This window comes from Arthrobacter sp. NPDC090010, from assembly GCF_044748305.1.
Taxonomy (GTDB): domain Bacteria; phylum Actinomycetota; class Actinomycetes; order Actinomycetales; family Micrococcaceae; genus Arthrobacter_E.
In genome coordinates this window covers 124,531-151,155 of sequence record NZ_JBIVFT010000007.1, presented here as the reverse complement: position 1 = coordinate 151,155, position 26,625 = coordinate 124,531, and the positions used below count along the sequence as shown (strand labels likewise).

Annotated in this window: 25 protein-coding genes; 11 read left to right on the top strand and 14 right to left on the bottom strand. The window is 66.7% G+C overall.

The window, feature by feature from the left end:
• Positions 1 to 2 precede the first annotated feature (2 nt).
• Together ACIPXZ_RS11980 and ssd are read right to left on the bottom strand one after the other, a co-directional pair.
• Positions 3 to 1,178: a TadA family conjugal transfer-associated ATPase gene (locus ACIPXZ_RS11980; RefSeq protein ID WP_400594334.1), complete on the bottom strand. Its 1,176-nt coding sequence runs from the start codon at positions 1,176 to 1,178 to the stop codon at positions 3 to 5.
• Positions 1,179 to 1,300: 122 nt separating this feature from the next.
• Positions 1,301 to 2,386, bottom strand: a complete 1,086-nt coding sequence (gene ssd, locus ACIPXZ_RS11975) for a septum site-determining protein Ssd (RefSeq protein WP_400594331.1) — start codon at positions 2,384 to 2,386, stop codon at positions 1,301 to 1,303.
• A 127-nt stretch (positions 2,387 to 2,513) separates the two neighbouring features.
• Between ssd and ACIPXZ_RS11970 the strand changes: the two genes are divergently transcribed.
• Entirely contained in the window at positions 2,514 to 4,208 is a 1,695-nt protein-coding gene (locus tag ACIPXZ_RS11970; RefSeq protein ID WP_400594328.1) for a bifunctional 3'-5' exonuclease/DNA polymerase, read from the top strand.
• A gap of 45 nt (positions 4,209 to 4,253) precedes the next feature.
• Here ACIPXZ_RS11970 and ACIPXZ_RS11965 read toward each other — a convergent pair whose 3' ends face one another.
• Genes ACIPXZ_RS11965 through ACIPXZ_RS11955 form a run of 3 tightly spaced genes read right to left on the bottom strand, consistent with a single transcriptional unit; the run spans position 4,254 to position 7,548 of the window.
• A complete protein-coding gene (locus ACIPXZ_RS11965) occupies positions 4,254 to 4,934 on the bottom strand; it encodes an NUDIX hydrolase (RefSeq protein ID WP_400594325.1) in 681 nt (226 codons plus the stop codon).
• Positions 4,931 to 5,752, bottom strand: a complete 822-nt coding sequence (gene nth / locus ACIPXZ_RS11960) for an endonuclease III (RefSeq protein ID WP_400594322.1) — start codon at positions 5,750 to 5,752, stop codon at positions 4,931 to 4,933. Before nth ends, ACIPXZ_RS11965 begins: the two co-directional genes overlap by 4 nt.
• Positions 5,753 to 5,757: 5 nt before the next feature.
• Positions 5,758 to 7,548: a hypothetical protein gene (locus ACIPXZ_RS11955; protein WP_400594319.1), complete on the bottom strand. Its 1,791-nt coding sequence runs from the start codon at positions 7,546 to 7,548 to the stop codon at positions 5,758 to 5,760.
• Positions 7,549 to 7,765: 217 nt separating this feature from the next.
• Between ACIPXZ_RS11955 and acs the strand changes: the two genes are divergently transcribed.
• The 3 genes from acs to ACIPXZ_RS11940 all read left to right on the top strand — a co-directional run bounded on the left by acs (position 7,766) and on the right by ACIPXZ_RS11940 (position 11,974).
• The gene (gene acs, locus ACIPXZ_RS11950) at positions 7,766 to 9,736 is read left to right on the top strand and encodes an acetate--CoA ligase (protein ID WP_400594316.1); all 1,971 of its coding nucleotides are present in this window, start codon (positions 7,766 to 7,768) and stop codon (positions 9,734 to 9,736) included.
• 160 nt (positions 9,737 to 9,896) lie between these two features.
• The gene (locus ACIPXZ_RS11945) at positions 9,897 to 10,622 is read left to right on the top strand and encodes an ABC transporter ATP-binding protein (protein WP_400594313.1); all 726 of its coding nucleotides are present in this window, start codon (positions 9,897 to 9,899) and stop codon (positions 10,620 to 10,622) included.
• Entirely contained in the window at positions 10,619 to 11,974 is a 1,356-nt protein-coding gene (locus ACIPXZ_RS11940) for a permease (RefSeq protein WP_400594310.1), read from the top strand. The genes ACIPXZ_RS11945 and ACIPXZ_RS11940 overlap by 4 nt, the downstream gene beginning before the upstream one ends.
• Positions 11,975 to 12,036: 62 nt before the next feature.
• On the opposite strand, the gene ACIPXZ_RS11935 is transcribed toward ACIPXZ_RS11940, so the two are convergent.
• The 4 genes from ACIPXZ_RS11935 to ACIPXZ_RS11920 all read right to left on the bottom strand — a co-directional run bounded on the left by ACIPXZ_RS11935 (position 12,037) and on the right by ACIPXZ_RS11920 (position 16,636).
• Positions 12,037 to 13,095 (bottom strand): hypothetical protein, encoded by a 1,059-nt coding sequence (locus ACIPXZ_RS11935; RefSeq protein WP_400594307.1) that lies wholly within the window; start codon positions 13,093 to 13,095, stop codon positions 12,037 to 12,039.
• Positions 13,096 to 13,112: 17 nt separating this feature from the next.
• The gene (gene solA, locus ACIPXZ_RS11930) at positions 13,113 to 14,291 is read right to left on the bottom strand and encodes an N-methyl-L-tryptophan oxidase (protein ID WP_400594304.1); all 1,179 of its coding nucleotides are present in this window, start codon (positions 14,289 to 14,291) and stop codon (positions 13,113 to 13,115) included.
• A gap of 64 nt (positions 14,292 to 14,355) precedes the next feature.
• Complete coding sequence (locus ACIPXZ_RS11925) at positions 14,356 to 15,390, bottom strand: LacI family DNA-binding transcriptional regulator (protein WP_400594301.1); 1,035 nt, start codon at positions 15,388 to 15,390, stop codon at positions 14,356 to 14,358.
• 1 nt (position 15,391) lies between these two features.
• The gene (locus ACIPXZ_RS11920; protein WP_400594298.1) at positions 15,392 to 16,636 is read right to left on the bottom strand and encodes a Gfo/Idh/MocA family protein; all 1,245 of its coding nucleotides are present in this window, start codon (positions 16,634 to 16,636) and stop codon (positions 15,392 to 15,394) included.
• Positions 16,637 to 16,900: 264 nt separating this feature from the next.
• Between ACIPXZ_RS11920 and ACIPXZ_RS11915 the strand changes: the two genes are divergently transcribed.
• The 4 genes from ACIPXZ_RS11915 to ACIPXZ_RS11900 all read left to right on the top strand — a co-directional run bounded on the left by ACIPXZ_RS11915 (position 16,901) and on the right by ACIPXZ_RS11900 (position 21,039).
• Positions 16,901 to 18,211 carry an ABC transporter substrate-binding protein gene (locus ACIPXZ_RS11915; RefSeq protein ID WP_400594295.1) on the top strand — a complete coding sequence of 437 codons (1,311 nt, stop codon included), beginning with the start codon at positions 16,901 to 16,903 and terminating at the stop codon, positions 18,209 to 18,211.
• 70 nt (positions 18,212 to 18,281) lie between these two features.
• Positions 18,282 to 19,232: a carbohydrate ABC transporter permease gene (locus ACIPXZ_RS11910; RefSeq protein ID WP_400594292.1), complete on the top strand. Its 951-nt coding sequence runs from the start codon at positions 18,282 to 18,284 to the stop codon at positions 19,230 to 19,232.
• A complete protein-coding gene (locus tag ACIPXZ_RS11905; protein ID WP_400594290.1) occupies positions 19,229 to 20,170 on the top strand; it encodes a carbohydrate ABC transporter permease in 942 nt (313 codons plus the stop codon). The genes ACIPXZ_RS11910 and ACIPXZ_RS11905 overlap by 4 nt, the downstream gene beginning before the upstream one ends.
• An 83-nt stretch (positions 20,171 to 20,253) precedes the next feature.
• A complete protein-coding gene (locus ACIPXZ_RS11900; RefSeq protein ID WP_400594587.1) occupies positions 20,254 to 21,039 on the top strand; it encodes a DeoR/GlpR family DNA-binding transcription regulator in 786 nt (261 codons plus the stop codon).
• Positions 21,040 to 21,070: 31 nt separating this feature from the next.
• Here ACIPXZ_RS11900 and ACIPXZ_RS11895 read toward each other — a convergent pair whose 3' ends face one another.
• On the bottom strand, positions 21,071 to 21,736 hold the full coding sequence (locus ACIPXZ_RS11895; RefSeq protein WP_400594287.1) for an SDR family oxidoreductase: 666 nt from the start codon (positions 21,734 to 21,736) through the stop codon (positions 21,071 to 21,073).
• Positions 21,737 to 21,798: 62 nt separating this feature from the next.
• Here ACIPXZ_RS11895 and aroQ point away from each other — a divergent pair, with 62 nt between their 5' ends.
• Both aroQ and ACIPXZ_RS11885 read left to right on the top strand, forming a co-directional pair.
• Positions 21,799 to 22,251 carry a type II 3-dehydroquinate dehydratase gene (gene aroQ, locus ACIPXZ_RS11890; RefSeq protein ID WP_400594284.1) on the top strand — a complete coding sequence of 151 codons (453 nt, stop codon included), beginning with the start codon at positions 21,799 to 21,801 and terminating at the stop codon, positions 22,249 to 22,251.
• Complete coding sequence (locus ACIPXZ_RS11885) at positions 22,244 to 22,801, top strand: NUDIX hydrolase (RefSeq protein ID WP_400594282.1); 558 nt, start codon at positions 22,244 to 22,246, stop codon at positions 22,799 to 22,801. Before aroQ ends, ACIPXZ_RS11885 begins: the two co-directional genes overlap by 8 nt.
• Positions 22,802 to 22,821: 20 nt before the next feature.
• Here the strand turns inward: ACIPXZ_RS11885 and ACIPXZ_RS11880 are convergent, their stop codons facing one another.
• Positions 22,822 to 24,006, bottom strand: coding sequence for a MarP family serine protease (locus tag ACIPXZ_RS11880; RefSeq protein WP_400594279.1), 1,185 nt, complete (start codon positions 24,004 to 24,006; stop codon positions 22,822 to 22,824).
• 219 nt (positions 24,007 to 24,225) lie between these two features.
• Between ACIPXZ_RS11880 and ACIPXZ_RS11875 the strand changes: the two genes are divergently transcribed.
• Positions 24,226 to 24,903: a Crp/Fnr family transcriptional regulator gene (locus ACIPXZ_RS11875; RefSeq protein WP_400594277.1), complete on the top strand. Its 678-nt coding sequence runs from the start codon at positions 24,226 to 24,228 to the stop codon at positions 24,901 to 24,903.
• A gap of 96 nt (positions 24,904 to 24,999) precedes the next feature.
• On the opposite strand, the gene ACIPXZ_RS11870 is transcribed toward ACIPXZ_RS11875, so the two are convergent.
• From ACIPXZ_RS11870 to ACIPXZ_RS11860, 3 genes are read right to left on the bottom strand one after another with little or no spacing between them, the layout of a single operon-like run.
• Positions 25,000 to 25,920, bottom strand: a complete 921-nt coding sequence (locus ACIPXZ_RS11870; RefSeq protein WP_400594275.1) for an NUDIX hydrolase — start codon at positions 25,918 to 25,920, stop codon at positions 25,000 to 25,002.
• A gap of 24 nt (positions 25,921 to 25,944) precedes the next feature.
• On the bottom strand, positions 25,945 to 26,445 hold the full coding sequence (locus ACIPXZ_RS11865; RefSeq protein ID WP_400594273.1) for a RidA family protein: 501 nt from the start codon (positions 26,443 to 26,445) through the stop codon (positions 25,945 to 25,947).
• 3 nt (positions 26,446 to 26,448) lie between these two features.
• On the bottom strand, positions 26,449 to 26,604 hold the full coding sequence (locus ACIPXZ_RS11860) for a DUF4177 domain-containing protein (protein WP_278267337.1): 156 nt from the start codon (positions 26,602 to 26,604) through the stop codon (positions 26,449 to 26,451).
• Positions 26,605 to 26,625: the final 21 nt, after the last annotated feature.

The following is a 26,625-nucleotide window of genomic DNA, read 5'->3' as shown; positions in this document are numbered from 1 at the left end:
ACTTATGAGGACCATGGCGTGGCCTCCCCGCCGAGCTTCTCGCGAAGCCGGTCCCAGGCGGGGCCCGGCTGTGGATTCTCCCCGGAACCTCCGACGGCCGGAACCACCGTCAGGCGGCCTGCCCTCGCCTCGACCACACTCAGCTCTGCGAGCTTCCGGCCGTGCTGGGTTCGGACCACGTGAATCACGACATCCACCGCGCTGGCCACTTGGGCTCTTGCTGCCTCCGGCCCCAGTCCGGCCAGGGCGCACAGAGCTTCCAGCCGGGCAGGCACATCGGCTGCCGAGTTGGCGTGCAGTGTGCCCGCCCCGCTGTGCCCGGTATTGAGCGCCATGAGCAGCTCTCGCACTTCTGCTCCACGGCATTCGCCGACCACCAACCGATCCGGGCGCATCCGCAAGGATTGCCGCACCAGCTCGCGCAAGTCGATCTCCCCCTTGCCCTCGGTGTTGCCGTGCCGTGCTTCCAAGGCGATCGCGTGAGGATGCGGAGGATTCAGTTCGGCGGCATCCTCCACCAGCACCAAACGCTCGGCGGGGTCGACGAGGCCCAGTAACGTCGAAAGCATCGTGGTCTTACCCGACCCCGTGGCTCCGCTGACCAGAAAATTCAGCCGCCGCTCCACGAGGAGCCGTAGCAAGGCCGCGACATTCTCGCCGAACATGCCCGCTGCCTGCATCTCGTCCAGGGTGAAGGGCCGTGCCCTGCGGATTCTGATCGAGAGCACTGTTCCCGAGGGCGAGAGAGGCGGAATCACTGCATGTACCCGATAGCCGCCGTTGAGCCGCACGTCGACGCACGGGTTGCTGTCGTCCAGTCTCCGGCCACCTGCGGACACCAGCCGCTGGGCCAAGGCCCGAAGCTGTTCCTCGGAGCCGAGTGACACCGGACAGCGTTCCAGCCCTTCACCGCGATCCAGCCAGACATCCTGCGGCCCGTTGACGAAGATGTCCGTGGTACCGGGGTGGTCAGCCAAGGGCTGGAGCGGCCCGAGTCCTTTCAGTTCCGCGTTGATCATCTCGGCGGCGGCCAGAGCGACGGACGGACCGAGGAATCGCCCGGTCGAATTCACTGCGGCCACGACCCGTCGTGCCGTCACAGGTCCCGCATCCTGAAGGATGTCCCGCCGGACCGATTCGAGGACTCCCTCGTCGACGGCCCGTCCGGCGAGACTCATTCCGGCAGGCAGCGAGACCCCGTGGTCCGGACCCCTCTTTCTGAGTTCCCGTCGGGTGGCGGCGGGCAACGCATCCGCAGGCATCGGAGCTCCCGGTCGGCCGCCGGTCGCCGTCCGGTTCTTCATGCCACGGCACCGAGGGCGAGGAGGACTCCGCGCGCCACCTGTCGGACCTTCCGTGACCGGCCGGTGGAGAGCAGCCTGCCTTCGTCGGCCGATCGGGCGGTACCCCGGATGGTCGGAAGAACGCCCCGAAATTCAAGGCCGAGCCTCGTGGCCAGCTCCTCGGCCTCCGCCGACTGATGCGCGGGGCAACGGGCCACCAGATGTGCAGAGGGCAGCGATTGGCCGCCGAGTCCTCGCGAAGCCCGCGCCATGGCGTTCAGGGACAGCGGTGAGCAGATCGTCAGGGAATCACACCAACGCCCGACGACAGGGAGGCTGCCGCTGCCGATGTCCAGCACCACGAGGTCAAAGGCCTTCCGTGCCGCGTCCAGAACACGCAGTTCAGGCAGCCCTTCCGGCTGCCGGCCACCTTCCGCCGACCAGCTGAGCACGGAGAACCCGGCTACGCGAGGAAGAGCTTCTGCCAGCCGTTCCGAGCTGATGGCGCCGGAAGCGGGATGCAGGTCATCCCACCCCAGGCCGTCGAGTGACCGGTCCGAGAGCATATGGACCAGCCCCGAATCCCAGGGGGACGTGTTCACCAGGAGCGTGCCCCGGCCGGATTCCGCCGCGTGCAAGGCGAGCCAGGAGGCCAGCGTCGATGTTCCCGCCCCTCCCACAGGACCCCATACCCCGGCGATCTGGCCGCCGTCGTGTGCAGAGCCCATGCCGCCGAAGAACTCGGCGAGCCACGCGAGCGCAGCAGGGAGGACCGCCACCCGCTCGACGCCCCATTGCGCGGCACGGGCCCACAAGACCTCGTCCTCGTCAGTGCCGAGCAGTGCGTCCACCCCTCGGCGCCGGGCCGGCAGATGCCGGACGTCCGCGCCCACGATCACCGCTTGGGCACGGTCCCACCGGGGCAAGGCCTCCTCCGGGGTCGGTACCACCACGAGCTCCACGCCGGCGGCCGCGGCCGCCGTCAGTGCCGCGTCCTTCAGCGGTTCCCGCGCCGTGACCAGCAGAAATGGTTCGCGTGCCGCCGAGACCCAGTGCCGGGGTGGCTCGTGCTGGTCCGGGTGTGCCGCCGTGTGACCGTTCATGAGAACAGCCTGCGGCGGGCAGAGGGGTCATGGATCGCCTGGAGGTGGCTATGTGGACAACTGAACTGCGGGCATTCCACGGCGGCTCAATGTCTTTTCTGTCGGCCGGACACAGGAGAATGGACGAATGCACATCCTGTTGGCGTCCGGGGACGACGGTACCGTCCATCTGGCGCGTCTCGACGCCTCAGGAGTCCCGCTCGGAGAACCTTGGCAGCTGTCACGGGCCGCGCTGCCGAAGGAGGTCTCGGATCTGGAGGCCACGGAACAGCCCCGGTGGGTATGGGACAGCAGCTCTGAGATGTACCCGCCGCTCCTCGCGGCCGGGGTCCGGCTGGGACGATGCCATGACGTGACCCTGGCCCGGACGATCCTCCGGTTCTCCCAACTGGTGCAGGACAGCAGCTATGCGGCACTCGCCACGGAACTGACCGGTTCCCCCGCGTACCCGGTCACCGAGGACACTCCGCTCGAAGATCTGCAGGAGAGCCTCTTCGAAGCGCCCCGGCATCGACGAACGGCCGGCGAGATCCGGGCGGAATTCGCCGCGCAGCTGGACGCGGTCCAGTCCTCCCGCGCTCCCGTGCGGCTGCGGCTTCTGCTCGCCGCCGAGTCCGCCGCGTCGCTCGTGGCGGCGGAGATGCAGTCGCTCGGCGTCCCCTGGGATCCACAGGTGCACCGGGAACTCCTCAGCGATGCGCTCGGCCCGGAACCGGCCCCGGGCCGCCCTCCCGCCAGGATGGAGGAGCTCGCACAGCAGCTGCGCGCCGAACTCCGCGCCCCGCAGCTCAATCCGGACTCGCCGCAGGATCTGCTGAAGGCCCTGCACCGCAACGGTATCGAGGTACGCACCACCCGTCAGTGGGAACTCCAGTCGTTCAACCACCCGGCCATCGCCCCACTGCTGGAATACAAGAAACTCGCCCGGCTCTACACAGCCAACGGCTGGGCCTGGCTGGAGGCCTGGATCCGCAACGGGCGTTTCCGGCCCGACTACGTCGTCGGAGGAGTCGTCACCGGGCGCTGGGCCTCACGGGGTGGCGGAGCGCTGCAGATCCCCCGGACCGTCCGGCGGGCTGCCAGGGCGTTGCCGGGGTACAAGCTTCTTGTGGCCGATGCATCCCAGGTGGAGCCCAGGATTCTGGCGGCGATGTCCGGCGACGCCGGTATGGCCGCGGCCGCTCGTGAACAGGACCTCTATGCGGAGATCGCCGACGCCGGCTTCGGCGGCAGCCGCTCGTCCGCGAAGGTGGCACTGCTGGGTGCCATGTACGGCGCTACGACAGGCGAATCGGCCCGGCTCATGCCCCAGCTGCGCAAGCTCTACCCCCGGGCCATCGCGCTGGTGGAGGACGCCGCACGCCAGGGCGAACGCGGCGAAAGCGTCTCCACGTGGCTCGGCCGTTCCACCCCGCCACCCGGCCCCGAATGGGACGCCGCCCAACGGACTCAAAGCCAGGAGGAGCAGCGCCGCGCGGACGCCTGGGCCCGCTCCCGCGGCCGATTCACCCGGAACTTCATCGTTCAGGGCACTGCGGCGGAATGGGCGGAGTGCTGGCTGGCCGGCATCAGATCGCGGATCGCGGCCTTCGAGGCGCCCGAGGGCCACGAAGAGACCGTGTTTCCTCCCACCGGCCCGGCGGAGCTGGTGTTCTTCCTTCACGACGAGATCATGATCCATGCACCTGCCGAGTTGATTCCCCGGTGCGTCGCAGCGGTCGAGGAAGCGGCTCGTGAGGCCGGACGGCTGCTCTTCGGGAAGGCCCCGGTCGATTTCCCCCTGACGGTCGCCGTCGTCGATTCGTACGACCAGGCCAAGTGAGCCCCCGGCTATGTCAGCGGAACCGGGCCAGCATGACCCTGCCCCTCACAGCGTGAAGTGATGTTTCCGTTCCGGGTCCCATTCGGGGGCCCAGCCCAGGTAGTGGAAGGTCTCGTCGAGCAGTTTTCCCGTGAACCCCCAGATGAACACGCCCCGGACCAGGAAGGCCGGAGACTCGAACACCAGCCCGGCACGGCGCAGACTGGCGGTGACGCGGTGCCGGGGATCCAGCAGCTCGCGCACCGGAATCCGGAACACCTCGGCCGACTCACGCCAATCCACCACGTACACCGGACTCGTGGTCTTCCACCACGCGAGCACTGGCGTGACCATGAAATTGCTGTACGGGAGAGGGTGCACCGGCAGCGCTCCCACGATCTCGACGCCGGACGGGTCCAGCCCTGTCTCCTCCACCGCCTCACGCAGCGCGGCCGCAGCCTCATCGGCGTCTCCGGGCTCCAGCTTGCCGCCCGGGAAGGCGACCTCGCCCGCATGGCTGCCGAGCGTCGTCGCGCGCTGCAGCAATAGGAGATCCAGCTGCTCCGGACGAAGCTGCTCCGGGTCCGCCCCTCCATGCCCTGGCGCGGCGGCGAACAACATGAGGACCGCGGCGTCCTTCGCCGTCTCCGGCGCGGTCAACGTCTGGTTCCACCGGCCGGCCAGCTCATCGGCGAGTGCGGCCCCGGCCCGGTCCGGATAGCCCCGGAGATCCCGGAGCGCGCTCACGGACGTCCGCCGCTCGCGAGCGCGCGTTGGGAGGCCATCCGGATGTCCGCTGCATTCTCAGTCTGCGCAAGATAGGCCTCACGCAGCGCCTCCTGCCCAGGGGCCAGCTCGTACTTGAGCAGCTTCGCGGCTTTGACCGGGTCCGTCTCGCCCATCCCGTAGGAAGGGCACCACTGCGCCACGACACACGCGCCGCACGCCGGTTTGCGCGAATGACACACCCTGCGGCCGTGGAACACCACCCGGTGCGAGAGCATCGTCCATTCCTTACGCTCGACCAGCTCGCCGACTTCGCGCTCGACCACCACCGGATCATCCGAACCGGTCCATTCGAAGCGCCGGGCCAGCCGTCCGAAGTGGGTGTCGACGGTGATGCCGGGAATCCCGAAGGCATTTCCCAGGACGACATTCGCGGTCTTGCGTCCCACTCCGGCCAGCGTCACGAGTTCGTCGACCGAGGCCGGGACCGTGCCGTCGTAATGATCGACCAGACGGGTCGCCAGGGCCACGAGGTTCTTCGCCTTGGCGCGGAAGAACCCCGTGGGCTGGATGAACGTCTCGAGGTCGGGAAGCTCGGCCTGTGCCATCTCGAGAGGCCCGGGGTAGCGGGCGAAGAGCGCCGGGGTGATCTGGTTGACCCGCACGTCGGTGGTCTGAGCGGAGAGCACCGTCGCCACGAGCAGCTCGAAGGGGTCGCGGAAGTCGAGTTCAGGGTGAGCGTAGGGGTAGAACTCCCCCAGCACCTTGTTGATCTTCCGTGCCCGGCGCTTCTTCGCGAGCAGGCTCTCCGCGGCATCCCCGGAAGGCTTCTGGGTCATGGTGTTCAGGAGCCCCGTTCGATGTTCCGGATGTCCTGCAGCAGACCGATCCTGCCGTCCTCGTTCTGGACCACGAGGCCGTGCGGGCCTTCCTGCAGAGCAAGGATCCACTTGCCCGGCAAGGCGTCGAACACCGGCGCACCCGTGCGTTCGTCCACCACGGGGCGGCGGTCCGGCACAGCGAACCAGAAGGCCTGCTGGGTCTGCGGCTGAGTGCTGTCGCTCTGGCTCTGGCTCTGGCTCTGGGCAGCAGCGTCGTCGGGAGCGCTGTGGCGTCCGGGCTGCTGGGCAGGCCCGGCGTCCTTCTGCGCGACGTCGTCCTGGTTCAGCTCCGCAAGCAAGGCGCTGCGCAAGACCGTGACGTCGTCCGGGTCCTCCTCCAGTTCGGTCGCGGTGGGCTCATCCAAAGAGTCCTCGCTGAGCGTGGGCTCACCGAGAACCGGCTCCGGGAGCTCAGGGGCCTGGGCGATGTGGGACTCGGCTTCCTCAAGCAGCCCGTCCACCTCGTCCGTCCCGGCGTCCGGCGCCGCAGCGTTCAGGTCGTCGGTACCGGCCTCATCGACAGGTGTGTCCCCGACGGTCGTGTGCTCGGAGACCGCCGCGTCCGGGCTCTCCGGCTTCTCGCCGTCCGTCCGCTCAGGGGTCTCGGGCCTCTCGTCCGCTGTCTCTTCCCGGGCGTCCGACCCGGAATGGACCGGGGTCTCCGCACCGGGAACCGCCGACACCAGTCCCTCCTCCGCCGCAGTTCCGGGAACCGCCGTCTCCTGGGCGGCGGGGGTGACGGACGAGGGCTGCGGCGCGGCACTCTCAGTGGCCGGAACCGGCCCGCTGTCGCCCGGCTGACCTGCATCAAAAGAACCGGACGGGAGCGGAGCAGCAACGGGAACGGTCCAGGACTGTCCGGGGGCGCCTGTGGCGGCAGCCTGCGCGGGCCCGCCGTGAAGCGGAGCGGCGCCCTGGCCGGGCGCGAACTGCTGAGATGCACCCTGGGGCGCGTACGACGTCGGCGCGCCGTGAGCAGAGCCGTATCCGGGCGTGCTGGGGTACTGCTGCACGGGCATCGGAGCCTGCCCGGGCGCGGCGGAGCGGGCCGCCGGAACGCCGTCGCGTGCGACGACGTGAGCGACCGTCTCCTCACGTCCCGTGAAATCGGCGGCGAAGACGGGGATGAAGCGGGCCAGCACGGTGGTGAGGAACAACAGGACCGTTCCAAGGATGGAGAAGACCAGGTCGCCCACGTTGAAATACAGGCGCGCCAGGTTCGAGGTCAGGTACCCGAGTTGCCCCACAAGGCTGAGCAGCGCGAATGAGGCCAGCACGGACGCCATCTGATCGAGGGAGAACGAACCGAGCCGGATCTTCGTCGTCGGGCTGACTCTGCGCACCACGAAGCCGGCGGCCACGGCCAGGGGGAAGATGAAGTTCATCACCAGCAATTGCAGATTCAGGAAGTACAGCCCGCTCCCAGCGGCCGAGAAGCCGCCCGCGATCACGAGCAGGACGATGGCGAGCAGGACCAGCACATCGCGAAGGGTGAACGGACCCAGGAAAGCCTTTCCGCCGCTGGGCGGAGTACTCTGACCGAGGCCCGGATGGCCGGCGGGTCCGCCATGCTGAGGCCAGCCACCGTAGACCCCCGGCTGCTGCGCGGCCCCGGGCTGCGGAGCAGCCTGCCACGAGGGCGTCTGGTTCCCCTGCGCTTGCTGCGCCCAAGGATTCTGACCGGGGTTCTGACCGGGATCCTGAGGCCCAGGACCGGTGGGCTGGCCCTGCGGATTGAACTCTGGCGTGGACATCTGCGGTTTCTCCTGTCGGTGGAGTGATGCTGCGGACTTGCCCCCAGCCTAGCCCGCACGGGTCCCATCGGCGCGGGCTTTCCGGCCGGTTTCGACCGTTCGGCGCACGATCCTGTCCGTTCGCGTCCGCACTGTGACCGGGGACACTCTTTTGTCAGTGGAGGCGACTATGGTTGTCGGTGGAATACACCTCACCGATGAAGTAGAAGGGTCCAGGATGTCTGAAGAGACCACTCCAGCCGCAGGTGACGCCTTGGAGAACCTGCTCCATGAGAACCGCCGTTTCGCCCCCTCCGCAGAGTTCGTGGCACAGTCCGTGAACAGCCCGGAACTCTATGCCGAAGCGGCGCAAGACCGTCCGGCATTCTGGGCCAAGCAGGCCCGTGAACTGCTGAGCTGGGGCAAGGACTTCGAGACCGCCCTGGACTGGAGCGATGCCCCGTTCGCCAAGTGGTTCGTGGGAGGCGAGATCAATGCCGCCTACAACGCCCTCGACCGGCACGTGGAGAACGGCCTCGGCGAGCGGGTGGCCATTCACTTCGAAGGTGAACCGGGAGACACGCGCAGCTACACCTACGCGCAGCTGACGAACGAGGTGAAGAAGGCCGCCAACGCCTTCGAGTCCCTCGGCGTCGGCAAGGGGGACCGCGTGGCCGTCTATCTCCCGATGATCCCGGAGGCGGTCATCACGCTGCTGGCCTGCGCCCGCATCGGGGCCATCCATTCCGTGGTGTTCGGCGGATTCTCGGCTGATGCCTTGCGGTCCAGGATCGACGACGCCGAAGCGAAGCTGGTCGTCACGTCGGATGGCACCTTCCGCCGTGGAAAGCCCAGCCCGTTGAAGCCCGCCGTGGATGAGGCGCTGTCCGCGGACGGTCACACGGTGCAGAACGTCGTCGTCGTCAAGCGAAATGGCGAACCGGTCTCCTGGACCGAGGGCCGCGATCAGTGGTGGGATGACACCGTGGGCGCCGCCTCGGCAGATCACACCGCCGTGCCTCACGACTCCGAGCACCCCCTGTTCATCCTGTACACCTCGGGCACCACAGGTAAGCCGAAGGGCATCCTGCACACCACCGGCGGCTACCTCACCCAGGCGGCCTTCACACACCGCAACGTCTTCGATCTGCACCCTGAGACGGATGTCTACTGGTGCACCGCCGACGTCGGATGGGTGACCGGCCACTCCTACGTCACCTATGCGCCGCTCATCAACGGTGCCACCCAGGTGATGTACGAGGGGACCCCGGACTCCCCGCATCAGGGCCGGTGGTGGGAGATCGTGGAGAAGTACAAGGTCTCCATCCTGTACACCGCCCCCACGGCCATCCGGACGTTCATGAAATGGGGCCGTGAGATCCCTGAGAAGTACGATCTCTCCTCCATCCGCGTCCTGGGCTCGGTGGGCGAACCCATCAACCCCGAGGCCTGGATGTGGTACCGGGAGGTCATCGGAGCCGGCAAGGCCCCCATCGTGGACACCTGGTGGCAGACCGAGACGGGCGGCATCATGATCTCGCCGCTGCCCGGCGTCACTGAGACCAAGCCGGGTTCCGCCCAGGTCCCGCTGCCGGGCATCGCAGTGGACGTGGTGGATGAGATGGGCACCTCCGTCCCTGACGGGCACGGTGGTTTCCTGGTGATCCGCGAGCCGTGGCCGGCCATGCTCCGCGGCATCTGGGGCGACCCGGAACGGTTCAAGGACACCTACTGGTCACGTTTCGACGGCATGTACTTCGCCGGAGACGGCGCCAAGAAGGACGAGGACGGCGACGTCTGGCTGCTCGGCCGCGTGGACGACGTCATGAACGTCTCCGGCCACCGGCTCTCCACCACGGAGATCGAATCCGCTCTGGTCAGCCACCCCGCGGTCGCAGAAGCCGCCGTGGTCGGCGCCAATGACGAAACCACCGGCCAGGCCGTGGTGGCGTTCGTGATCCTGCGCGAAGGTGTGGAGAACAACGGTGACGCCACCGTTCAGGAGCTCCGCAGCCACGTGGGCAAGGAGATCGGCCCCATCGCCAAGCCGAAGAACATCCTGGTGGTGCCGGAGCTGCCGAAGACCCGTTCCGGCAAGATCATGCGACGCCTCCTGAAAGACGTCGCAGAGGGCCGCGACCCGGGAGATGCCACCACGCTGGCCGACCCGAGCGTCATGCAGCAGATCGCGGCGGACCTGCGGAAGTAGGCCCGCGACGCCGAATGCCGGAGGACCGCGCCCGGAGCATGGGTTCATGCTCCGGGCGCGGTCCTTCGACCAAACGGCTCCTACCGAGGTATGACCCACCCCTGCCGGATTCATCTCCGTCTCCGATGTCCTGGGCTCGTCAGGCCACAAGACTGGAGTCATGAGTGAAATCCTGTACGCACGTGAGCTGTCCGTCCGCTACCCGGGGGAAGCACGGCCCGCCCTCAACGGAGTCTCCCTGACGATCACGCAAGGCGAGTCTGTTGCGATCATGGGTGCGTCAGGTTCCGGTAAGACCACCCTGCTGCACTGCCTTGCCGGCATCATCAGGCCCAGCAACGGCTCGGTCGGCTATGCCGGCCCGAGCGGTACGGTTCAGCTGGAGTCCCTGCCTGATGCCGCCCGGGCGGCATTGCGACGGCAGGATTTCGGTTTCGTGTTCCAGCAGGGCCTGCTGCTCAACGAGCTCACCGCACTGGAGAACGTCGCGGTCGCCTCGATGCTCAATGGAATGCCCCGGGCACAGGCGGAAGCCGAAGCCTCACGGTGGCTGGACTTCCTCGGCCTCAACGGGCTCGGCGACCGTCGGCTGGGTGAGCTGTCCGGCGGCCAGGCTCAGCGCGTGGCCATCGCGCGCGCCCACATCACCGGAGCCCGCCTGATCTTCGCGGATGAGCCGACCGGGGCTCTCGACACCACCACCTCCGCCGAAGTCCTCCAGATCCTGCTCGGCACGGTGCATGAGGGCCGCACCTTGATCATGGTCACTCATGACCCCAAGGTCGCCGAGCGATGCGGGCGGATCGTCACTCTGAGCGACGGGCGCATCGTGGCGGACACCGCCGCCGCACCGCTGTCCGCCATGGGAAACGGATCCGGTCGATGACCAGTCTGCGCACGGCCCTGCGCCTGCTTCCGCTCTTCTCCAGACGTCGCGAGGGCGAACGTTTCGCGACGTTGCTGCCGTTGGCCTCCTTCGCCCTCGTCACCATGCTTCTGCTCCTCGTGACAGGTGGCGCGCAGGCCTTCTTCCTCTGGAACGACGATCTCGCCATCACCTACCAGGTACTGGCCGTCATCGCTCTGGTCCTGCTTCTCGTCCCGCTCGCCACCCTCGGCGCCTCGGTGGCCAAACTCGCGGCCCGACGCCAGGATGACCGGCTCTCCTCCCTCCGCCTGCTCGGGGCGACGACCAGCACCGTCACCTTCCTCACCGTCATCGAAGCGACACTCACGGCACTGGCCGGCGCCTTCCTGGGCATGCTGCTCTACTTCGCGACAGTGCCCTTCGTCGGTCTGATCCCCTTCCGCGGCGCAGCGCTCGGAGCCAAAGCGTGGCTGCCGTGGCAGTGGCTGCCTGTCGCCCTTCTCGCCGTCGCCCTGCTGGCGGCCGCGAGCGCCGTCGTCGGCCTCCGTTCCGTCGTGGTGACTCCGCTCGGGGTCCGGACCCGGCAACAAGCCGGAAAGGCGCACTGGCTCCGGGCCCTGGTGGCCGTCGGGGTGGTGTTGCTCGGCTCCGTTCTGATGCAGAGCCTCGGAGTGCTGGGCCAGTTCGGCGGCATCGTCGCCATGGTCACCGCGATGGCGGTGGTCTTCGGGGGCGCGATCCTGGCTCTGAACGTCATCGGACCCTGGTTCGTGCGCTTCTGTGCCCGCCGTCAGCTCAAGAAAGCCTCCACCGTGGCGCGTCTCCTGGCCGCCCGGATGATCCTGGAGGACCCGAAAGCAGCGTGGCGTCAGGTGAGCGGCGTTGCGATGACGAGCTTCGTGGGCGTCTTCGCCGCCGTGGGCCTGGCCCTGGCCGCCGTGACCGAAGGACACGAAATGGACGAAGGGTCCCGATGGCTCATGCGCGACATCTCCACAGGCGTCATCGTCACGGTGGTGGCATCCTTCATCATGGTGGCCTGTTCGGTGGGCATCAACCAGGCTGCCACCACCCTGGACCGCGCAGCCGTGCACGTCTCCCTCGACCGGCTGGGAGTTCCCCGCTCGGTCATGGTCGAGGCGAGCCGCCGGGCCGTGATGTCGGCCCTGTGGATGGTGGCGGGAGGTTCGGCGATCTGCGCCGTGGCCATGATCTTCCCCCTGCTCGGCTTCTCGCTCTTCATCCAGCCACAGGCCGTCATCATGACCGCAGGTGTCTTCGTGCTCGGCTTCCTCGTGGTGAGGCTCTCCGCAGCCGTGGCCGCCCGGCTCGTGCCCGGCATCCTGGCCCGCCCCGAGCGGGTCCTCTGAGCGGGCCCTCTGAGCGGGCCCGGCACGCCTGGTCCGGGTGGGAAACCACCCGGACCAGGCGATCACCAGGCTGCGGCCACCGTGCGATGCGTCTCGAAAAGCGGCACGGTGGTCCCCTCCGGTGCCCGCCCGAAACCGCATTCGGTGGCGACCCCGAAGCTGTCGAGGAAGCGCTGCGCGGTGGCGATCCGCCGCGTGGCCCCTTCGACACCGTCCTCCCGGTGGATCAGTCCGAGGTAGAACTCGGTCTCATCGGGCAGGCGCAGTCCTGCCAGGGGCGCGAAGTACGCCTCGTCATCACGCTCGATCGGCACCGGGATGTGGATCCAGTCGAGTGCCCTCGAGGTGGGGAGGGCCAGGGTGGCGGCGGACAGCTCATTGGCGAAGCGGACCAGGTTTCCGGTGTCCGACGGCTCCACGAAATGCTTCTCCCCGGCGTCTCCGTAACAGAGGTGGATGCCCACCTCCACCTCGCCGGGCACACACTCGATCAGCTCTGCGAGACGGCCCACCTGATAGGCCCAGACATCCTCGAACCAGGCCCGGGACTGCTGGCGGTACCCTGCCGCCTCGATGATGGCGAACTCCAGCGCAGCGTCCCATTGGATCGCCAGCGACTCGTGCGGAATCCCGTCCAGAATCCTGTCCAGCTCGGCGAGCAGCGCCGCCTGGTACACCGGTTCGAAGGACGCCCGGTCCTCGGCGGCGACGAAGCTCCCCACCACTCCCACCGGCGTCGGCAATGACACCTGAAAACGGAGTCGCTCCGGTATCACCCCGGCGGCTTGCAGACGGGAGAACACCTCCCACGAGGCAAGAGCGGCATCGGCATAGCCGAGCGCCGGCAGTACCAGATCCTCCGCGCTGACCCCCGGCGAGAGCTTCACCGGCCGGACGTCGAGCTCGCGGAGACGGATGGGTTCATCGCCCACCCGTTCCAGGCCGGCCGCGGCGGCCAGCCGGTCCGGCTGGAAGGCGATCCAGTGGAAGCGCTCCCCCACCTCGCCGTCGGGGATCCGTTTGAGATGCGTCCCCAGGTACTCGGCCGACGTGCGGAAAGTCGTCTCGACGTCGTCGAAGTTGATGCTGCCCACCAGGTGGGCGCCTTGCGGCTGTGTCATGCGGTCGCTCCTGCGGGTCAGTGCGTGAGATGAAAGGTGGGGACGAAGTCCGGGTCCGTGATGGCGGGACGCCGGAGCGAGAACGCCTCGATGGGATGAGCTGTGCGCCCGGCGGTGAGAAGGTCTGCGAGGATCCTCCCCATGAGGGAGGCGAACTTCCCAGCGTGTCCGGCGCCGTTGAACACCGCCACATGGGGCGCTCCCGGAACGGTGTCCAGGACGAAGTCGCGGTCCGGAGGCATGTCATAGACGCAGGTCCTATTGGCGTGGACGGGCCCGACGGCGGCAGGCAGCCACTGCTGGAGGAACTCTTCCAGCAACGCCGCCTCCTCGTCATCCCCTTCGAAGACCCGGTCACTGCTCTCGATGAAACGCGCCCGCATGTCGCGGGCGATCTTCACCGCCGGCTCGCCATAGACGGGGAAACCGTAGTAGTCCTGCTGCCCGTGGAAGATCCAGACGGGGAACTTCTCCGGGGTGAAGTCTCTCAGCAGGGGTGTGCTGAAGTAGCTGACCTGTTCCTGGGACAGGGTGAGCCGGTAATTCAGTCCGAGGTCCGGCATCAACTCGCCCAGCCAGGATCCTGCGGCCACCACGAGGTGTTCGCCGTGGAACTCACCAGCGGTAGTTTGCACCGTGACGCTGCCGGAATGCACCTGGATGCCGGTCACCCGGGTGTGCGGGCGCAGCTCCGCTCCCCGGGCCCTGGCGAGGGACAGATGAGCCGAGACGCTCGCGCGGATGTCGATGAGACCACCGTCCTCCTGGAACATCCCGGTGACGTCGTCCTCGATGACCCATTGCGGCCAGCGATGTCTGATCTCCTCGGCATCGAGGTCTTCGAAGGGGATGCCCTGAGCGGCGAGCGCCGCACGATAAGCATCCAAGGAGGCGAGACTGCCGGCGTCCGCAGTCGCCAGATCGAGCCCTCCGGTCTTCAGATACAGCCGCATCCCGGCGTCCTGCTCCACCTCGTCCCAGCTCTGGAACATGGCGCGGGTCAGAGCGGTGTAGGCGGTGCTGTGATAGGCATGCCGGATGATCCGGGAGACGTCGCCCGAGGAGTTTCGGGTGCCCGCCAGCTCGTCCTGTTCCAGGACCAGGACGTTCGTCCCGGGAGCATCCGAGAGCCAGTACGCCGCGGCGGCGCCGATCGCTCCCGCACCGATGACGATATGGCTGTACCCGCGGTTCATCCGTCCTCCGTCCTGTGGGCCCTCTTCCGAGATTCGCACAGCCCGGCACGCCGCCGGTAGTTCGTTACGGCAACGGACTGCAGCCGCAGGAGCGGCGCAACACCAGGGTTCCGGGCAGGAGAAGGGTCCGGACGGCACCGCTTTGTTCAGGCTCGACGAGGGCGGCGACGGCGGCCTCCGCCATGGCCGGCACCGGCTGGGCCACGGTGCTCAGTGGCGGCCAGGTGAAACCGGATTCCTCTGAATCGTCGAAGGAGAAAAGCGCCACGTCCTCCGGGACACGGACTCCCGCTTCGTGCATCGCACGCAGGAAGCCGACCGCCTGGAGATCGTTGCTGAGGAAGAGCGCCGTGGGCCGGTGCGCGGCCGCGAGGAAACGCAGCCCGGCCTCATAGCCTCCCTGCCGGTCGAAGGGGCAGCGGAACACCGGACCGTCCGGAAGCCCTGCAGCCTCCAGGCCTGACCGCCAGCCGGCCTCCCGCGCGTCGAGCTCGCCTCCCACATTCAAGCCCATGACCAGGCCGATCTCCCGGTGTCCGTGGCCGGCCAGGTGCAGAACGGCCTGGCGGGTCGATTCTCCGAACTCCACACCGATCGAGTCGAGATCTGTGGGACCCGAGCTGTGGTTGAGCAGCACCACGGGGGTTTCGTAGCGCCGGGCCTCGGACAGATCCGGTTCCATGAGCACACTGCTGAGGAAGACGCCGTCCACTCGCCGGGCGGCGAAGGTGCCGAGCAGCTGCCGCTCCCGGGTGAGCGATCCTCCGGAGTTGGCGATCAGGAGGGCATAACCGCGTCGCGCGGCTTCCGCTTCAACGGCCTTGGCAAGGGATGCGAAGAACGGGTTGGTCACCTCGGGGATGATCATTCCGAGTGTCTCGGTCGACCCGAGTTTGAGCGCCCGGGCCGCGGCGTTGGGCCGGTAGCCCAGCGCCGCGATGGCCTGCCGGACCTTCTCTTCCGTGGCCGGCGCCACGTTCTTCGGCCCACCGTTGACCACGTAACTCACGACGGCGGTGCTGACGCCCGCCAAACGGGCGACGTCCTTGCGTGTGACAACAGGTCGGGGTGAAGCGGAGAGGTCCGGCATAGCCACCATGCTAGCTGTGGGCGGCACCGGTTCCGGGTGTCCCCAGGGCCTCCGGAGCATCGCCGAAATCGTCGATGGGAAGCCGTTCCCCACCGTGCAGTGCCGAGCGGTGCGCCACGATCCCCGGCAGTGTGAACCGAGCGGCGACCCAGGCGTTGACGGGTGGCAGGGTTCCGGTGGCGACCGCTGTGGCGAAGTCGTCCACCAGGAAGGAATGGCTGCCTTCGTGCCCGCTCGGCAATGCCCTGAGCGGCTCAGGCAGACGGCTCGCATCGTGGACCGGGGCCAGTCCGGAGACGAAGGCATCGCGGAGTGCGGGGTCGACGTCCGCAAGGGACGGATCGTCCAGCGGGATGCTGGGCAGGGTCTTGATCTGATCGCTGACGTCGGTGAAGCCTTCCTTGTCCTGCCAGACGGCCGTCTCGACGAGCTGCTCAAAGCTGCCCTCGGTGCCGAAATAGCGGAAGCGGCTCTCCCGCAGATGGGAGGGATAACCCACCCGGCGGAACTCGTTGATACGCACGCTGCCGCCGCCGTCGAGCTCGAAGAGTGCCGTGGCGTTCGAGACGTCGTTGTCGAACATGCTGATCTCGCGATCGAAAACTCCGTCACCGCGGTCATCACGGACACCGATGCAGCTCACGCTGATCGCATGCCCGCCGATGCCGCCGAGTACCCCGCCCAGGGAGTGGGTCGGGTACAGCATCGGCGGATAGCTGGCGGTCTTCTGCCACTCCTCGCCGCCGCTGTACTGGTAGGCGGCGTAGAAACCGAGATCCATGTCGTGCACGTAGTCGCCTTCGGCGTAGAAGATGCGGCCGAAAGCGCCCTCGGCTTTGCGTTCGCGGGCGTAGATCGTGGCGGGGTTGTAGTAGCTGGTCTCGCCCATCATGTACGTCAGACCGGTGTCCCGCACGGCGTCGATGATGGCGGCGATCTCGTCCTCGGAGATCGCCATCGGAACCGCCGAGTAGACGTGTTTGCCGGCACGGAGAGCCTGGACCACCAGCGGTCCGTGCGTCCAGCGCTGCGTGAAGATCGCGACGGCATCGACGTCGCTCGCGAGCATCTCCTCGAAGCTGCCGAAGGTGCCGCTGAGCCCTTGGCGGTCCGCCTGCGCCTCGGCGCGGTCCGGGAGGAGATCCGTGACGTACACGTCCGAGACGTAGGGGTGGGCTTTGAACAATTTGGAGAACTGACCGGAGAACTGGCCTGCGCCGACGATTCCCAGGGAGAACGGGCTGATCTGAGTCATGTCCACGAGTGTCGCAGCTACTTCTACTCGAGTCAACGAATCTCGAAAATTCATTCTTCGATCCAGATTTTCATTGCCACGCCAGAAGCTACACGTGTAGATTCAGCGAAGCCACCAGCCCTCCAGAACGATTCCGGCAATCCCGCCCGGCGCGCGTTTCTGAATCTTTATGTTTGTCAAGGTTATTTCTTGTTCACTTTTGTTCTATTCGGTGCTAGTGTGGCGCACATCACAAGGGCAATGGGTTATTGAAGGAGCAAAAAAATGCCACAGCCTCATGTGCCGGTCGACAGCGTCATCGCCCCACGTCGTACCGTCCTCAAATCCTTCGCAATCGGTGCCGCGGGCATCGCGGGCGTTCCACTGCTGGCCGCCTGCACCGGCGGCTCGGGACCGTCAGGCGGCGGCTCGTCCGCCACCACCTTCTCTCTCGGATCCAGCCTCTCCGACGAAGTGCCGAAGAAGGCGCTCGCGGACACCATCGCCGCATTCCAGAAGAAGTCCAGCAAGACCGTCACCATCAACACGGTCCCCCACAACGACTTCCAGAACAAGATCAACTCCTACCTTCAGGGCTCCCCCGACGATGCCTTCACGTGGTTCGCCGGCTACCGCATGCAGTACTACGCGGGCAAAGGCCTGCTGGCACCCATCGACGACGTCTGGGGGAAGATCGGAGGCAACTACTCGGATGCCCTCAAGAAGGCGTCCACCGGGCCCGACGGCAAGATGTACTTCGTTCCCAACTACAACTACCCATGGGGATTCTTCTACCGGAAGAGCGTCTGGGAGGCCAAGGGTTACGCGGTTCCCCAAACCTTCGACCAGCTCAAGACGCTCTGCGCCAAGATGAAGGCCGACGGCATCATCCCCATCGGCTTCGCCGACAAGGACGGCTGGCCCGCCATGGGCACCTTCGACTATCTGAACCTGCGTCTGAACGGGTACCAGTTCCATGTGGACCTCTGCGCCCACAAGGAGTCCTGGGACCAGAAGAAGGTCAGCGACGTCTTCGACACCTGGAAGGCCCTCCTGCCCTTCCAGGACCCGGCCGCCCTGGGCCAGACCTGGCAGGATGCCGCCAAGGCCCTGTCCGCGAAGAAGACCGGCATGTATCTGCTCGGGTCGTTCGTGACCCAGCAGTTCACCGACCCCGAAGTGCTGAAGGACATCGACTTCTTCCCCTTCCCGGAAGTCGCCATGGAAGGCCAGGAGGCCGTGGAGGCACCCATCGACGGCTTCCTGCTCTCCAAGAAGGGCGGAGACAACCAGGCGGCCAAGGACTTCATGGAGTACATGGGCACACCCGAGGGACAGGACACCTATTACAAGGGAGACCCGTCCAACATCCAGACGGCGAAGGGCTCCGATCTGAGCGGCTTCACCCCGCTCAACAAGAAGTGCGCCGACGTCATCGCCAACGCCAAATCCATCACGCAGTTCTTCGACCGTGACGCTCTTCCCGCCATGGCCAACAACGTGATGATCCCGGCTCTCCAGGCCTTCCTCAAGGACGGCAGCGTGGACGTCAAGAACCTCGAGGCTCAGGCCAAGGCCCTCTACTCGGCCCAATAGCCCACGCACCCCCGGGTGGCCGGGACGGACCGCCACTGTCCGGCCCGGCCACCCTCGCAAGGAGACCCCCATGACCACCTCTCCCACAGAATCCCGGAAGAGTGTCAGGACCACCAAGAAGGCATCGGGCCGGGTCCGCCGCTTGAGCCGCCGCGACATCGCCGTCCTCAGCGCGATGGTGGCCGTCCCAACACTCATCCAGCTCGTTTTCGTCTGGCTTCCCACGCTGTTCTCGATCGGCCTGAGCTTCGTCAAATGGAACGGGCTCGACTTCGCCGACATGAAGCCGGCGGGGCTGGACAACTACCGCTTCATCGTCGAGGACTATCCGCCGTTCTGGCCCGCCATCCAGCACAACGTGCTCTGGCTGTTCTTCCTCGCGGTCATCGCGACCCCCATCGGCCTGCTCCTGGCGGTTCTCCTCGACCAGAACATCCGCGGGACCAAGATCTACCAGAGCATCTTCTTCGCCCCGGTCATGCTTTCGCTCGCCCTCGTGGGAGTCATCTGGCAGCTGTTCTACCAGCGGGACAACGGCCTGCTGAACTTCCTGCTCGGGACGGCCGGAAAACCGGAGGCCGTCGACTGGTTCGGCGACTCCTCGGTGAACATCTGGGCCGCACTCGTCGCCGCCACCTGGCGCCATGCCGGTTACGTCATGCTGCTCTATTTGGCGGGCCTGAAGGGAGTCGACCCGAGTCTTCGCGAAGCCGCCGCCATTGACGGAGCCAACGCATTCCAGACCTTCTTCCGCGTGGTCTTCCCGGCCATGAAACCCGTGAACATCGTGATCGTGGTCATCACCATCATCGAATCCCTCCGCGCCTTCGACGTCGTCTACGTCATCAACCGCGGCACCAACGGCTTGGAACTCATCTCCGCGCTCGTCATCCAGAACCTCGTGGGCGAAGGACAGGTGCTGGGCGTCGGCTCAGCGCTGGCCACCGTCCTCCTCGTGGTCTCCCTGGTCCCGATCGTCTTCTACCTCAGCCGCACCTTCGGAAAGGAGAACAGGCCGTGAGCAGCACTGCAGCACCGCAGTCCCGCACCTCCGAACGCCGCGCGTCCGCCGCCGTCGTCGTCAACGACGCCGGACGCGCCAAGAACAAGGGGAAGCGCCACTACGGGACACATCTCTTCCTCGTGGTGATGGCCGTCATGTGGCTCGTGCCGCTCGGCTGGGCGCTGTACACCGCCCTCCGGCCCAGCTGGGCCACCAACCAGTACGGCTACTTCAGCATCCAGGGACCTTTCAATCTGGATAACTTCGTCCAGGCCTGGACCCAGGGCGGCTTCTCGAAGTACTTCTGGAACTCGGTGATCATCACGGTGCCCGCCGTGTTCCTGACCTTGTTCCTCGCCTCGCTCATGGCATTCGCGGTCAGCAGGGTGAACTGGAAGTTCAACATCACGCTGCTGATCATGTTCACAGCGGGAAACCTCTTGCCCCCTCAGGTGCTCGCGGCGCCCCTGTTCCTCATGATGAAACACTTCGAGGTCCCCTACGCCATCAGCGACTCCGGCAATATGCTCAACACCTACATCTCGGTGATCGCGGTGAATACGGCATTCCAGATCGGATTCTGCACCTTCGTGCTGTCCAACTACATGAAAGCCCTCTCACCCGATCTGACCGAGGCGGCCCTGGTGGACGGTGCAGGCCTCTGGCGGCAGTACTGGGAGATCATCATGCCGCTCTGCCGGCCGGCCTTCGCCGCACTCGGCACCCTTGAAGTCATCTTCATCTACAACGACTTCTTCTGGCCTCTGCTCTTCATCCAGAACGGTGACCGGCTGCCGGTCACGACGGCGATCAACAACCTCCAGGGGCAGTTCTTCAACGACTACAACCTGCTCGCCGCCGGTGCGGTCATCACCGTCATCCCCACGCTGGTCATCTATCTGCTCCTGCAGCGTCAGCTCGTGGCCGGACTGACCCTGGGAGCCAGCAAAGGATGAGCGATGCCCTCCGCAGGGGGCCGTCCCCACCGCACTAGACTTCATGCAGATACAGGGAGACGATCATGAGGAGCGAGTCGCACATGCTGCAAGCCGCCCGGCACCAGGCCATCCTGGAAATGGTCCAGAAGGAACGCATCGTCAAAGTCTCCGATCTGGCGGACGCGCTCAAGGTCTCGGCCATGACGGTCCGGCGCGACATCGAATCCCTCAGTGACTCCGGTCTGCTCGAAAGGATTCACGGTGGCGCCAAGATCCTCGGCGACGCCGGAACCCATGAGCCGGGCTTCGAACTGAAGTCCACACAGTTCACGACGGAGAAACAGGCCATCGCCGGTATCGCGGCCCAACGTATCACCGAGGGCATGGCCGTCGGCCTGAGCGCCGGAACGACCACCTGGGCTCTGGCCCAGGAACTGGTCAAGGGCCCGGCGATCACCGTGGTCACCAACTCGATCCGCACCGCGGAGATCTTCTACCGATCCACCACGGTGAACTCGCGGACCGATGTGATCCTGATCGGCGGGCAGCGAACCGCTTCCGACGCACTCGTGGGGCCACTCGCCACCGGTGCCCTGAAGACCATCAATCTGGACGTGACCTTCCTCGGGGTTCATGGCATGGACGCTCAGGCGGGCTTCAGCACCCCCAATGTGCTGGAGGCTGAAACGGACCGGGCGTTCATCTCCTCCAGCCGCAAGCTCGTGGTGGTGGCGGACCACTCCAAGTGGGGTGTGCAGGGCATCAGCAGTATCGCGGCCCTTGAGCAAGCCGACGAACTCATCACCGATCCAGGCCTCGGTCAGAACGCGCGGAGCACCCTGCAGGAAAGCATCAGGAAACTGACCATCGCTCCGCTGCCGGGCTGAATCCATCCCGCTTCGGCGCCCGGCCCGCGAATCAGAATTTCGCGGAAAAACCGCCGTCCGCGTGCAGCAGCTGGCCACTGATCCAGCGTCCTTCGTCCGAAAGCAGGAACGAGGTGACGGCCGCGATGTCCCTGGGCGTTCCGGCCCTTCCCGACGGCTGATAGGCCAGTAACGACTCACGCGTCTCATCGCTCATCCAGCCGGTGTCGATCGGACCAGGGTTCACGACATTGGCGGAGATCAGCTTCGGTCCCAGTTCCCGGGCGGCCGAGATGACGATCCTGTCGAGAGCACCCTTCGACGCACCGTATGGGAGGTTGCCGGTGGTGTGGTCGCTCGTGAATGCGACGATCGCCCCGCCGCCCGCGTCGACCTGTCGCGCGAACGCCGCGATGAGGAGCAGGGTGGCCCGGGCATTCACGGCGACGTGTTTATCGAAACTCTCAGCCGTGGTGTCGAGGATGCCCGATTCGACGTCGTGCGCGTGGCTCAGGACGAGGCCGGACAGCAGGCCCCTCTCACGCTGCACACGCTCGATCAGGGCACCCGGAGCAGAGGGTTCTGAGAGATCGCAGGGATAGTCGCCGGACTCGAGTTCGCTGGTCACCACGTCCCAGCCGTCGCTCCGCAGCCGCGGGACGATGCCGGCCGCGATGCTGTTGGCCCGTGCGGCCCCTGTGACGAGTACAAGTGACATGACCCGAGGCTACCAGTGGCGTCATCTCGCGGAGAGGCCCCGCTGAGGGCTACTGTGAAAAGATGACCGACACCACCGTGCGCAAGACCATCCTGGTGCTCAACGGCCCCAATCTGAATCTTCTGGGAGTCCGCGAACCCGAGAAGTACGGATCTGCGACGCTGGCCGATGTCGAACACCTCTGCGAGGCCGCAGCCGCACGCCACGGCCTGAGCATCAGGTCGGTGCAGTCCAATCATGAGGGCTCACTCGTGGACGCCATCCACGACGCCCGGCAGGACGCTCTCGGGATCGTCATCAACGCCGGCGCCTACACGCACACCTCCGTCGCGTTGCGTGACGCCGTCGCCGCCGTCGCGCTGCCCGCCGTCGAGGTTCACATCACCAATGTGCACCAGCGCGAAGAGTTCCGTCACCTCTCCTACCTTTCAGGCGTCTGCGAGGCGGTCATCGCCGGCGCGGGAGTCCTGGGTTATCGCTTCGCCGTCGACTACCTCGCCGAGCGGGATGCCTGACTCCGTGACGCTCCTGGACTCCGCCTCGGACGCCATCAATTCCTGGGAACCGCTCACAGACCGCGAGGCCTCCGCCCAGAACGAGTTCCGGACCTGGCTGGCGCACGGTCAGGATGTGCTCACTCGCCACCCCTTGCGCACCCATCTCACGGCGAGCACCTTCGTCTTCGACGACGAGTTGCGACGCCTGCTCCTGCTCTTCCACGGGAAAGGAGGATTCTGGGTGCAGCCCGGCGGGCATCTCGAAGACGGGGACGATTCGCTCAAAGCGGCGGCACTGCGGGAAGTCGAGGAGGAGACCGGCCTGTCCCCTGCCCAGCTGCAGGGGATCCGGGTGGCCGATCTCGACCACCACGAGCTTTCAGGTTCCTTCGGGCATTGCAGCTCGCACCTGGATATCGGCGTCGTCGCCCTGACGGCGGGAACCCCTCCTGTCCGGAGCAGCGAGGAATCCAAGCACATCGGATGGTTCGACGTCGATGACTTGCCGTCTCCGCTGCCTCCGGGCTTCACGGAACGACTGGCAGGGATCCGGCGGCGTCTGCACTGAGGCTCAGCCGCCGAGCGTGGTCACTTCTTGGTGCATTGACCGGGTGAGACCGGAGTGTCCAACGTCGGGGCGCGCGTGGCGACAGGCTTGAGGTTGTCCATGGTGATGGCGAAGCCCACGTTGCTGGTGCTGCTGGCCTTCGCGAACACCACCCCCGCCACCTTGCCGTCCGTGCTCAGCAGCGGACCGCCGGAGTTGCCCGGCTGGACGTCACCGGCGATCTGGTAGACGTCGCTCATGACCTGGTTGCTTCCGTAGATGTCCGAGATGTCCACCTGGGAGATGCCTTGGACACGGGCGGGCTTGGCCTGGAACGGGCCACCGTGCGGGTAGCCCTCGAATGCCGCCTCGCTGCCACTCGGCAGATTCGTACGCAAGGGCAGCGGGTTCGCCGACAGACCATTGACCGCGAGAACCGCAAGGTCCTTCTGGGGGTCGAAGTACACCACCCGGGCCGCCAGGGCGGCACCGCTGGTGGATTCGACCACCGGTTCGCTCACGCCGGCCACCACGTGAGCATTGGTCACAACACGCTCCGGGGAGACCACGAAGCCGGTGCCGGTCTGGTTCTGCCCGCACTGGTAGGCGGTTCCCGTGATCTTCAGAACCGATTGCGAAGCAGCCTGCAGGGCCGGAGTGTCCGCCGAACCGACGGGTGCCGGGCCGGTCAGCAAAGGCTGGGCGCCTTCGATCAGCTTGGGGATTCCCTCCCCCATGAGGCTGGAGCGCAATTGGGCCATGGCTCCCTGGACCGGGGCCGGAGTGGCGCCGTCGATGAACCGGATGACCCGCGAACTGGCCACCTGCTGGGAGATGAGGGGCACGCCCATGGAGTTGATCCCGAAAGCCAGCAAGGACATGACCAGCGCGGTCATCACGACGCTGGCCGCAGCCCCGGCAAGCCGGTCCAGGCCGCTGAGCGCCCGAGCGGCGCGCGCCGAACGCATACGGTGTCCGACGGACGCGCCAAGACTGTTGCCCAGCACGACGAGTACGACGGCAGTGGCGACCACCGCCGTGAGCCGCCACCGGGAATCCGGGACGAGCGAGCTGACCAGGGGCATGGCGAAGAAGGCCGCGAGCGCGCCGAGAGCGAAGCCCACGATGCCGCCGACCGTGACGAGGAACCCGTTGCGGAAGCCGTACACGGCGTAGGAGAGCAGCGTTGCCAGCAGGACGAGGTCCAGGACGGTCAGGCCGAACATGCGCATCTCCTTCCACAGGTCTCGGACACGCCATTCATGGCTGTCTCAGGAGTTCACCGGCCGTGAACTCCACCTGTGCCATCGTACTGAGCGCGCCTGACATTTTCCCGGGAAAGCCCTACGGTGGCCCCTTCAGCCGGGGGCGCGCGGGCCCCTCCTGAGCATCGGACGGCATTTTCTGAAAGAATGTGTTCAGCGTCAACTTTCAGAGGAGATTACATGGACATCGAGGTACTGCGCCGGGCACCGCTTTTCGCGACATTGGATGACGACGCCTTCCGCCTGCTCACTGATGAGCTGAGCGAGGTGGATCTCTCCCGTGGCGCGTCTGTCTTCCGCGAGGGTGATCAGGGCGATCAGCTCTACTTCATCGTCTCCGGCAAGGTGAAGCTCGGCCGCACCTCCGCGGATGGCCGTGAATCCCTGCTGGCGATCCTGGGCCCGGGCGAGCTCTTCGGCGAGATGGCGCTCTTCGATCCGAGCCCACGGACCGCCACCGCCACCGCGGTCTCCGAGACCCGTCTGGCCGGCTTGAAGAACGAGAGCCTGAACTCCCTTCTGCGCACCCGTCCTGAGGTCTCCGCCCAGTTGCTCCAGGCTCTGGCCCGCCGACTGCGCCGCACCAACGACTCGCTCTCGGACCTGGTGTTCTCCGACGTGCCCGGCCGCGTCGCCAAGGCCCTTCTGGACCTCGCCGACCGCTTCGGCCGACCGGCCACGGACGGCATCCTCGTGGCACACGAACTCACGCAGGAGGAACTCGCCCAGCTGGTCGGCGCTTCCCGCGAGACCGTCAACAAGGCACTGGCCGAGTTCGTCCAGCGCGGCTGGCTGCGTCTGGAAGCACGCGCCGTCGTCATCCTGGACATGCAGCGTCTGCGCCAGCGTTCCCGCTGACCCCTGTGGGCGAGAGCGGCCTGTACGCGAAAACGCCCTGTACGCGAAAGCGGCCCGTCACCTCGAGGTGACGGGCCGCTTTCGCGTACAGGGGTTTCAGTCGTGCGGGATCACCGGCAGGACCGTGGTGGCCGGCGGGCTCGGCGGCTCCACCTCGAGCCGGAGCCGCCCATCCGCCTCCACCAGCCGCGGCTGGTAGGCGTGAGTGCTCCGCTTGTGGCTGAGATAGGCCACGCAGCCCTTGGCATTGCCCAGCTTCTCCAGGATGATCTCCACCCCGGGAACGAGCAGCTGACCCAGCGTCCGGCCGCGTGTGGTGTCCTGATCGATCTCATCGCCCAGCGCGGATCCACTCCGTTCGGCCAGAAGCCGGGGAGCACAGACCCAACGGCCCCACTGCCCCTTGCTGGCCAGCAGCTTCGGTTCCTGTCCCAGGGGAAGGGTGGCGGCGAAGTACCGGGTATCGAAGCGGCGGTGAGCGAAATCGGGGCTGAGCCAGTGGACCAATGGCCTCAGGAGATCCGTGCGCAGCGCCAGACCGCGGCGGTCCAGCACATCCGCCAGGGTCTTCTCGTGCGCGGCGATGGCCTCGCGGGCCGCCATCCACTCCTGCGGATTGGTCACGGTGGCCGTGCTGCTCGCGTCGGGGCCCGCGAGCAGGACTCCGGTCTCCTCGAAGAGCTCCCGGATCGCGGCGACCACGTGGCGCCGCGCGAGGGCGACGTCGGTGGTCCCGAGCGACTCGGCCCACTGAGCCGGCGACGGGCCCAGCCACGGCATGGGGTCGTCGTCGTGCTCGTCCACGGAGCCGCCCGGGAAGGAGACCACGCCCAGCGGCGAGGAGTCCCCCCGGTAGCCGAGCCAGACGGACATCCCGTCCGGGGTGTCCTTGATCAGCACGACGCTGGAGGCCAGCCGGGGAGCCGCAGGGGTGCGTTCTCCGTGCTCAAGCCAGCTGCGCGCGGCGTTCTCGAAATGGACCGGCAACTCGAAGAGTCGCTTCATTGCGTGGGGCACTGCGTACTCGCCTTTTCTGACGACTCAGGCGAACTCGGCGATGAGTTCGACCTCGACGGGGGCATCCAGCGGGAGGACGGCGACGCCGACGGCGGAACGGGCATGCTGCCCGGCCTCACCGAAGACTTCGCCGAGAAGCTCGGATGCACCGTTGATGACTGCGGGCTGACCGGTGAACTCGGGGGTTGAGGAGACGAAACCCACCACCTTGACGATGCGGGTCACGCGATCCAGGTTGCCGATGACGCTCTTCACCGCAGCCAGGGCGTTGATGATGCTCGTGGCGGCGAGTTCCTTGGCGCGTTCAGGGGAGACAGTATCGTCGGTCCCCTCGGCGGAGACCTTTCCTGTGACTGGGAGTTTGCCGTCAATGAACGGCAGCTGCCCCGCGGTGTAGACGTGGCTGCCACTGACCATGGCGGGCACATACGACGCGACCGGCGCCGCGACCTCCGGCAGGCTCAATCCGAGCTCGGCCAGGCGCGCCTCAACCGCACTGTTTTCGGCGTTGACGTGGGAAGACATAGCTCAGGCCTTCTCCCTCTTGAGGTAGGCCACCAGACCGTTGCCGTCCGGCCCGGGAACCACCTGGACCAGCTCCCAGCCGTCCTCGCCCCAGGTGTCCAGAATCTGCTTCGTTGCGTGGATGATCAGCGGTACGGTCGCGTACTCCCATTTGCTCATGAGGTCAAGAGTAATGGCTCC

Excerpts from the sequence above, each read along its gene's own strand:
- ACIPXZ_RS11980 (WP_400594334.1), bottom strand. The coding sequence starts at position 1,178 with ATGAGTCTCGCCGGACGGGCCGTCGACGAGGGAGTCCTCGAATCGGTC.
- ssd (WP_400594331.1), bottom strand. The coding sequence starts at position 2,386 with ATGAACGGTCACACGGCGGCACACCCGGACCAGCACGAGCCACCCCGG.
- ACIPXZ_RS11970 (WP_400594328.1), top strand. The coding sequence starts at position 2,514 with ATGCACATCCTGTTGGCGTCCGGGGACGACGGTACCGTCCATCTGGCG.
- nth (WP_400594322.1), bottom strand. The coding sequence starts at position 5,752 with ATGACCCAGAAGCCTTCCGGGGATGCCGCGGAGAGCCTGCTCGCGAAG.
- ACIPXZ_RS11955 (WP_400594319.1), bottom strand. The coding sequence starts at position 7,548 with ATGTCCACGCCAGAGTTCAATCCGCAGGGCCAGCCCACCGGTCCTGGG.
- acs (WP_400594316.1), top strand. The coding sequence starts at position 7,766 with ATGTCTGAAGAGACCACTCCAGCCGCAGGTGACGCCTTGGAGAACCTG.
- ACIPXZ_RS11945 (WP_400594313.1), top strand. The coding sequence starts at position 9,897 with ATGAGTGAAATCCTGTACGCACGTGAGCTGTCCGTCCGCTACCCGGGG.
- ACIPXZ_RS11940 (WP_400594310.1), top strand. The coding sequence starts at position 10,619 with ATGACCAGTCTGCGCACGGCCCTGCGCCTGCTTCCGCTCTTCTCCAGA.
- ACIPXZ_RS11935 (WP_400594307.1), bottom strand. The coding sequence starts at position 13,095 with ATGACACAGCCGCAAGGCGCCCACCTGGTGGGCAGCATCAACTTCGAC.
- solA (WP_400594304.1), bottom strand. The coding sequence starts at position 14,291 with ATGAACCGCGGGTACAGCCATATCGTCATCGGTGCGGGAGCGATCGGC.
- ACIPXZ_RS11925 (WP_400594301.1), bottom strand. The coding sequence starts at position 15,390 with ATGGTGGCTATGCCGGACCTCTCCGCTTCACCCCGACCTGTTGTCACA.
- ACIPXZ_RS11920 (WP_400594298.1), bottom strand. The coding sequence starts at position 16,636 with ATGACTCAGATCAGCCCGTTCTCCCTGGGAATCGTCGGCGCAGGCCAG.
- ACIPXZ_RS11915 (WP_400594295.1), top strand. The coding sequence starts at position 16,901 with ATGCCACAGCCTCATGTGCCGGTCGACAGCGTCATCGCCCCACGTCGT.
- ACIPXZ_RS11910 (WP_400594292.1), top strand. The coding sequence starts at position 18,282 with ATGACCACCTCTCCCACAGAATCCCGGAAGAGTGTCAGGACCACCAAG.
- ACIPXZ_RS11900 (WP_400594587.1), top strand. The coding sequence starts at position 20,254 with ATGCTGCAAGCCGCCCGGCACCAGGCCATCCTGGAAATGGTCCAGAAG.
- ACIPXZ_RS11895 (WP_400594287.1), bottom strand. The coding sequence starts at position 21,736 with ATGTCACTTGTACTCGTCACAGGGGCCGCACGGGCCAACAGCATCGCG.
- aroQ (WP_400594284.1), top strand. The coding sequence starts at position 21,799 with ATGACCGACACCACCGTGCGCAAGACCATCCTGGTGCTCAACGGCCCC.
- ACIPXZ_RS11885 (WP_400594282.1), top strand. The coding sequence starts at position 22,244 with ATGCCTGACTCCGTGACGCTCCTGGACTCCGCCTCGGACGCCATCAAT.
- ACIPXZ_RS11880 (WP_400594279.1), bottom strand. The coding sequence starts at position 24,006 with ATGTTCGGCCTGACCGTCCTGGACCTCGTCCTGCTGGCAACGCTGCTC.
- ACIPXZ_RS11875 (WP_400594277.1), top strand. The coding sequence starts at position 24,226 with ATGGACATCGAGGTACTGCGCCGGGCACCGCTTTTCGCGACATTGGAT.
- ACIPXZ_RS11865 (WP_400594273.1), bottom strand. The coding sequence starts at position 26,445 with ATGTCTTCCCACGTCAACGCCGAAAACAGTGCGGTTGAGGCGCGCCTG.
- ACIPXZ_RS11860 (WP_278267337.1), bottom strand. The coding sequence starts at position 26,604 with ATGAGCAAATGGGAGTACGCGACCGTACCGCTGATCATCCACGCAACG.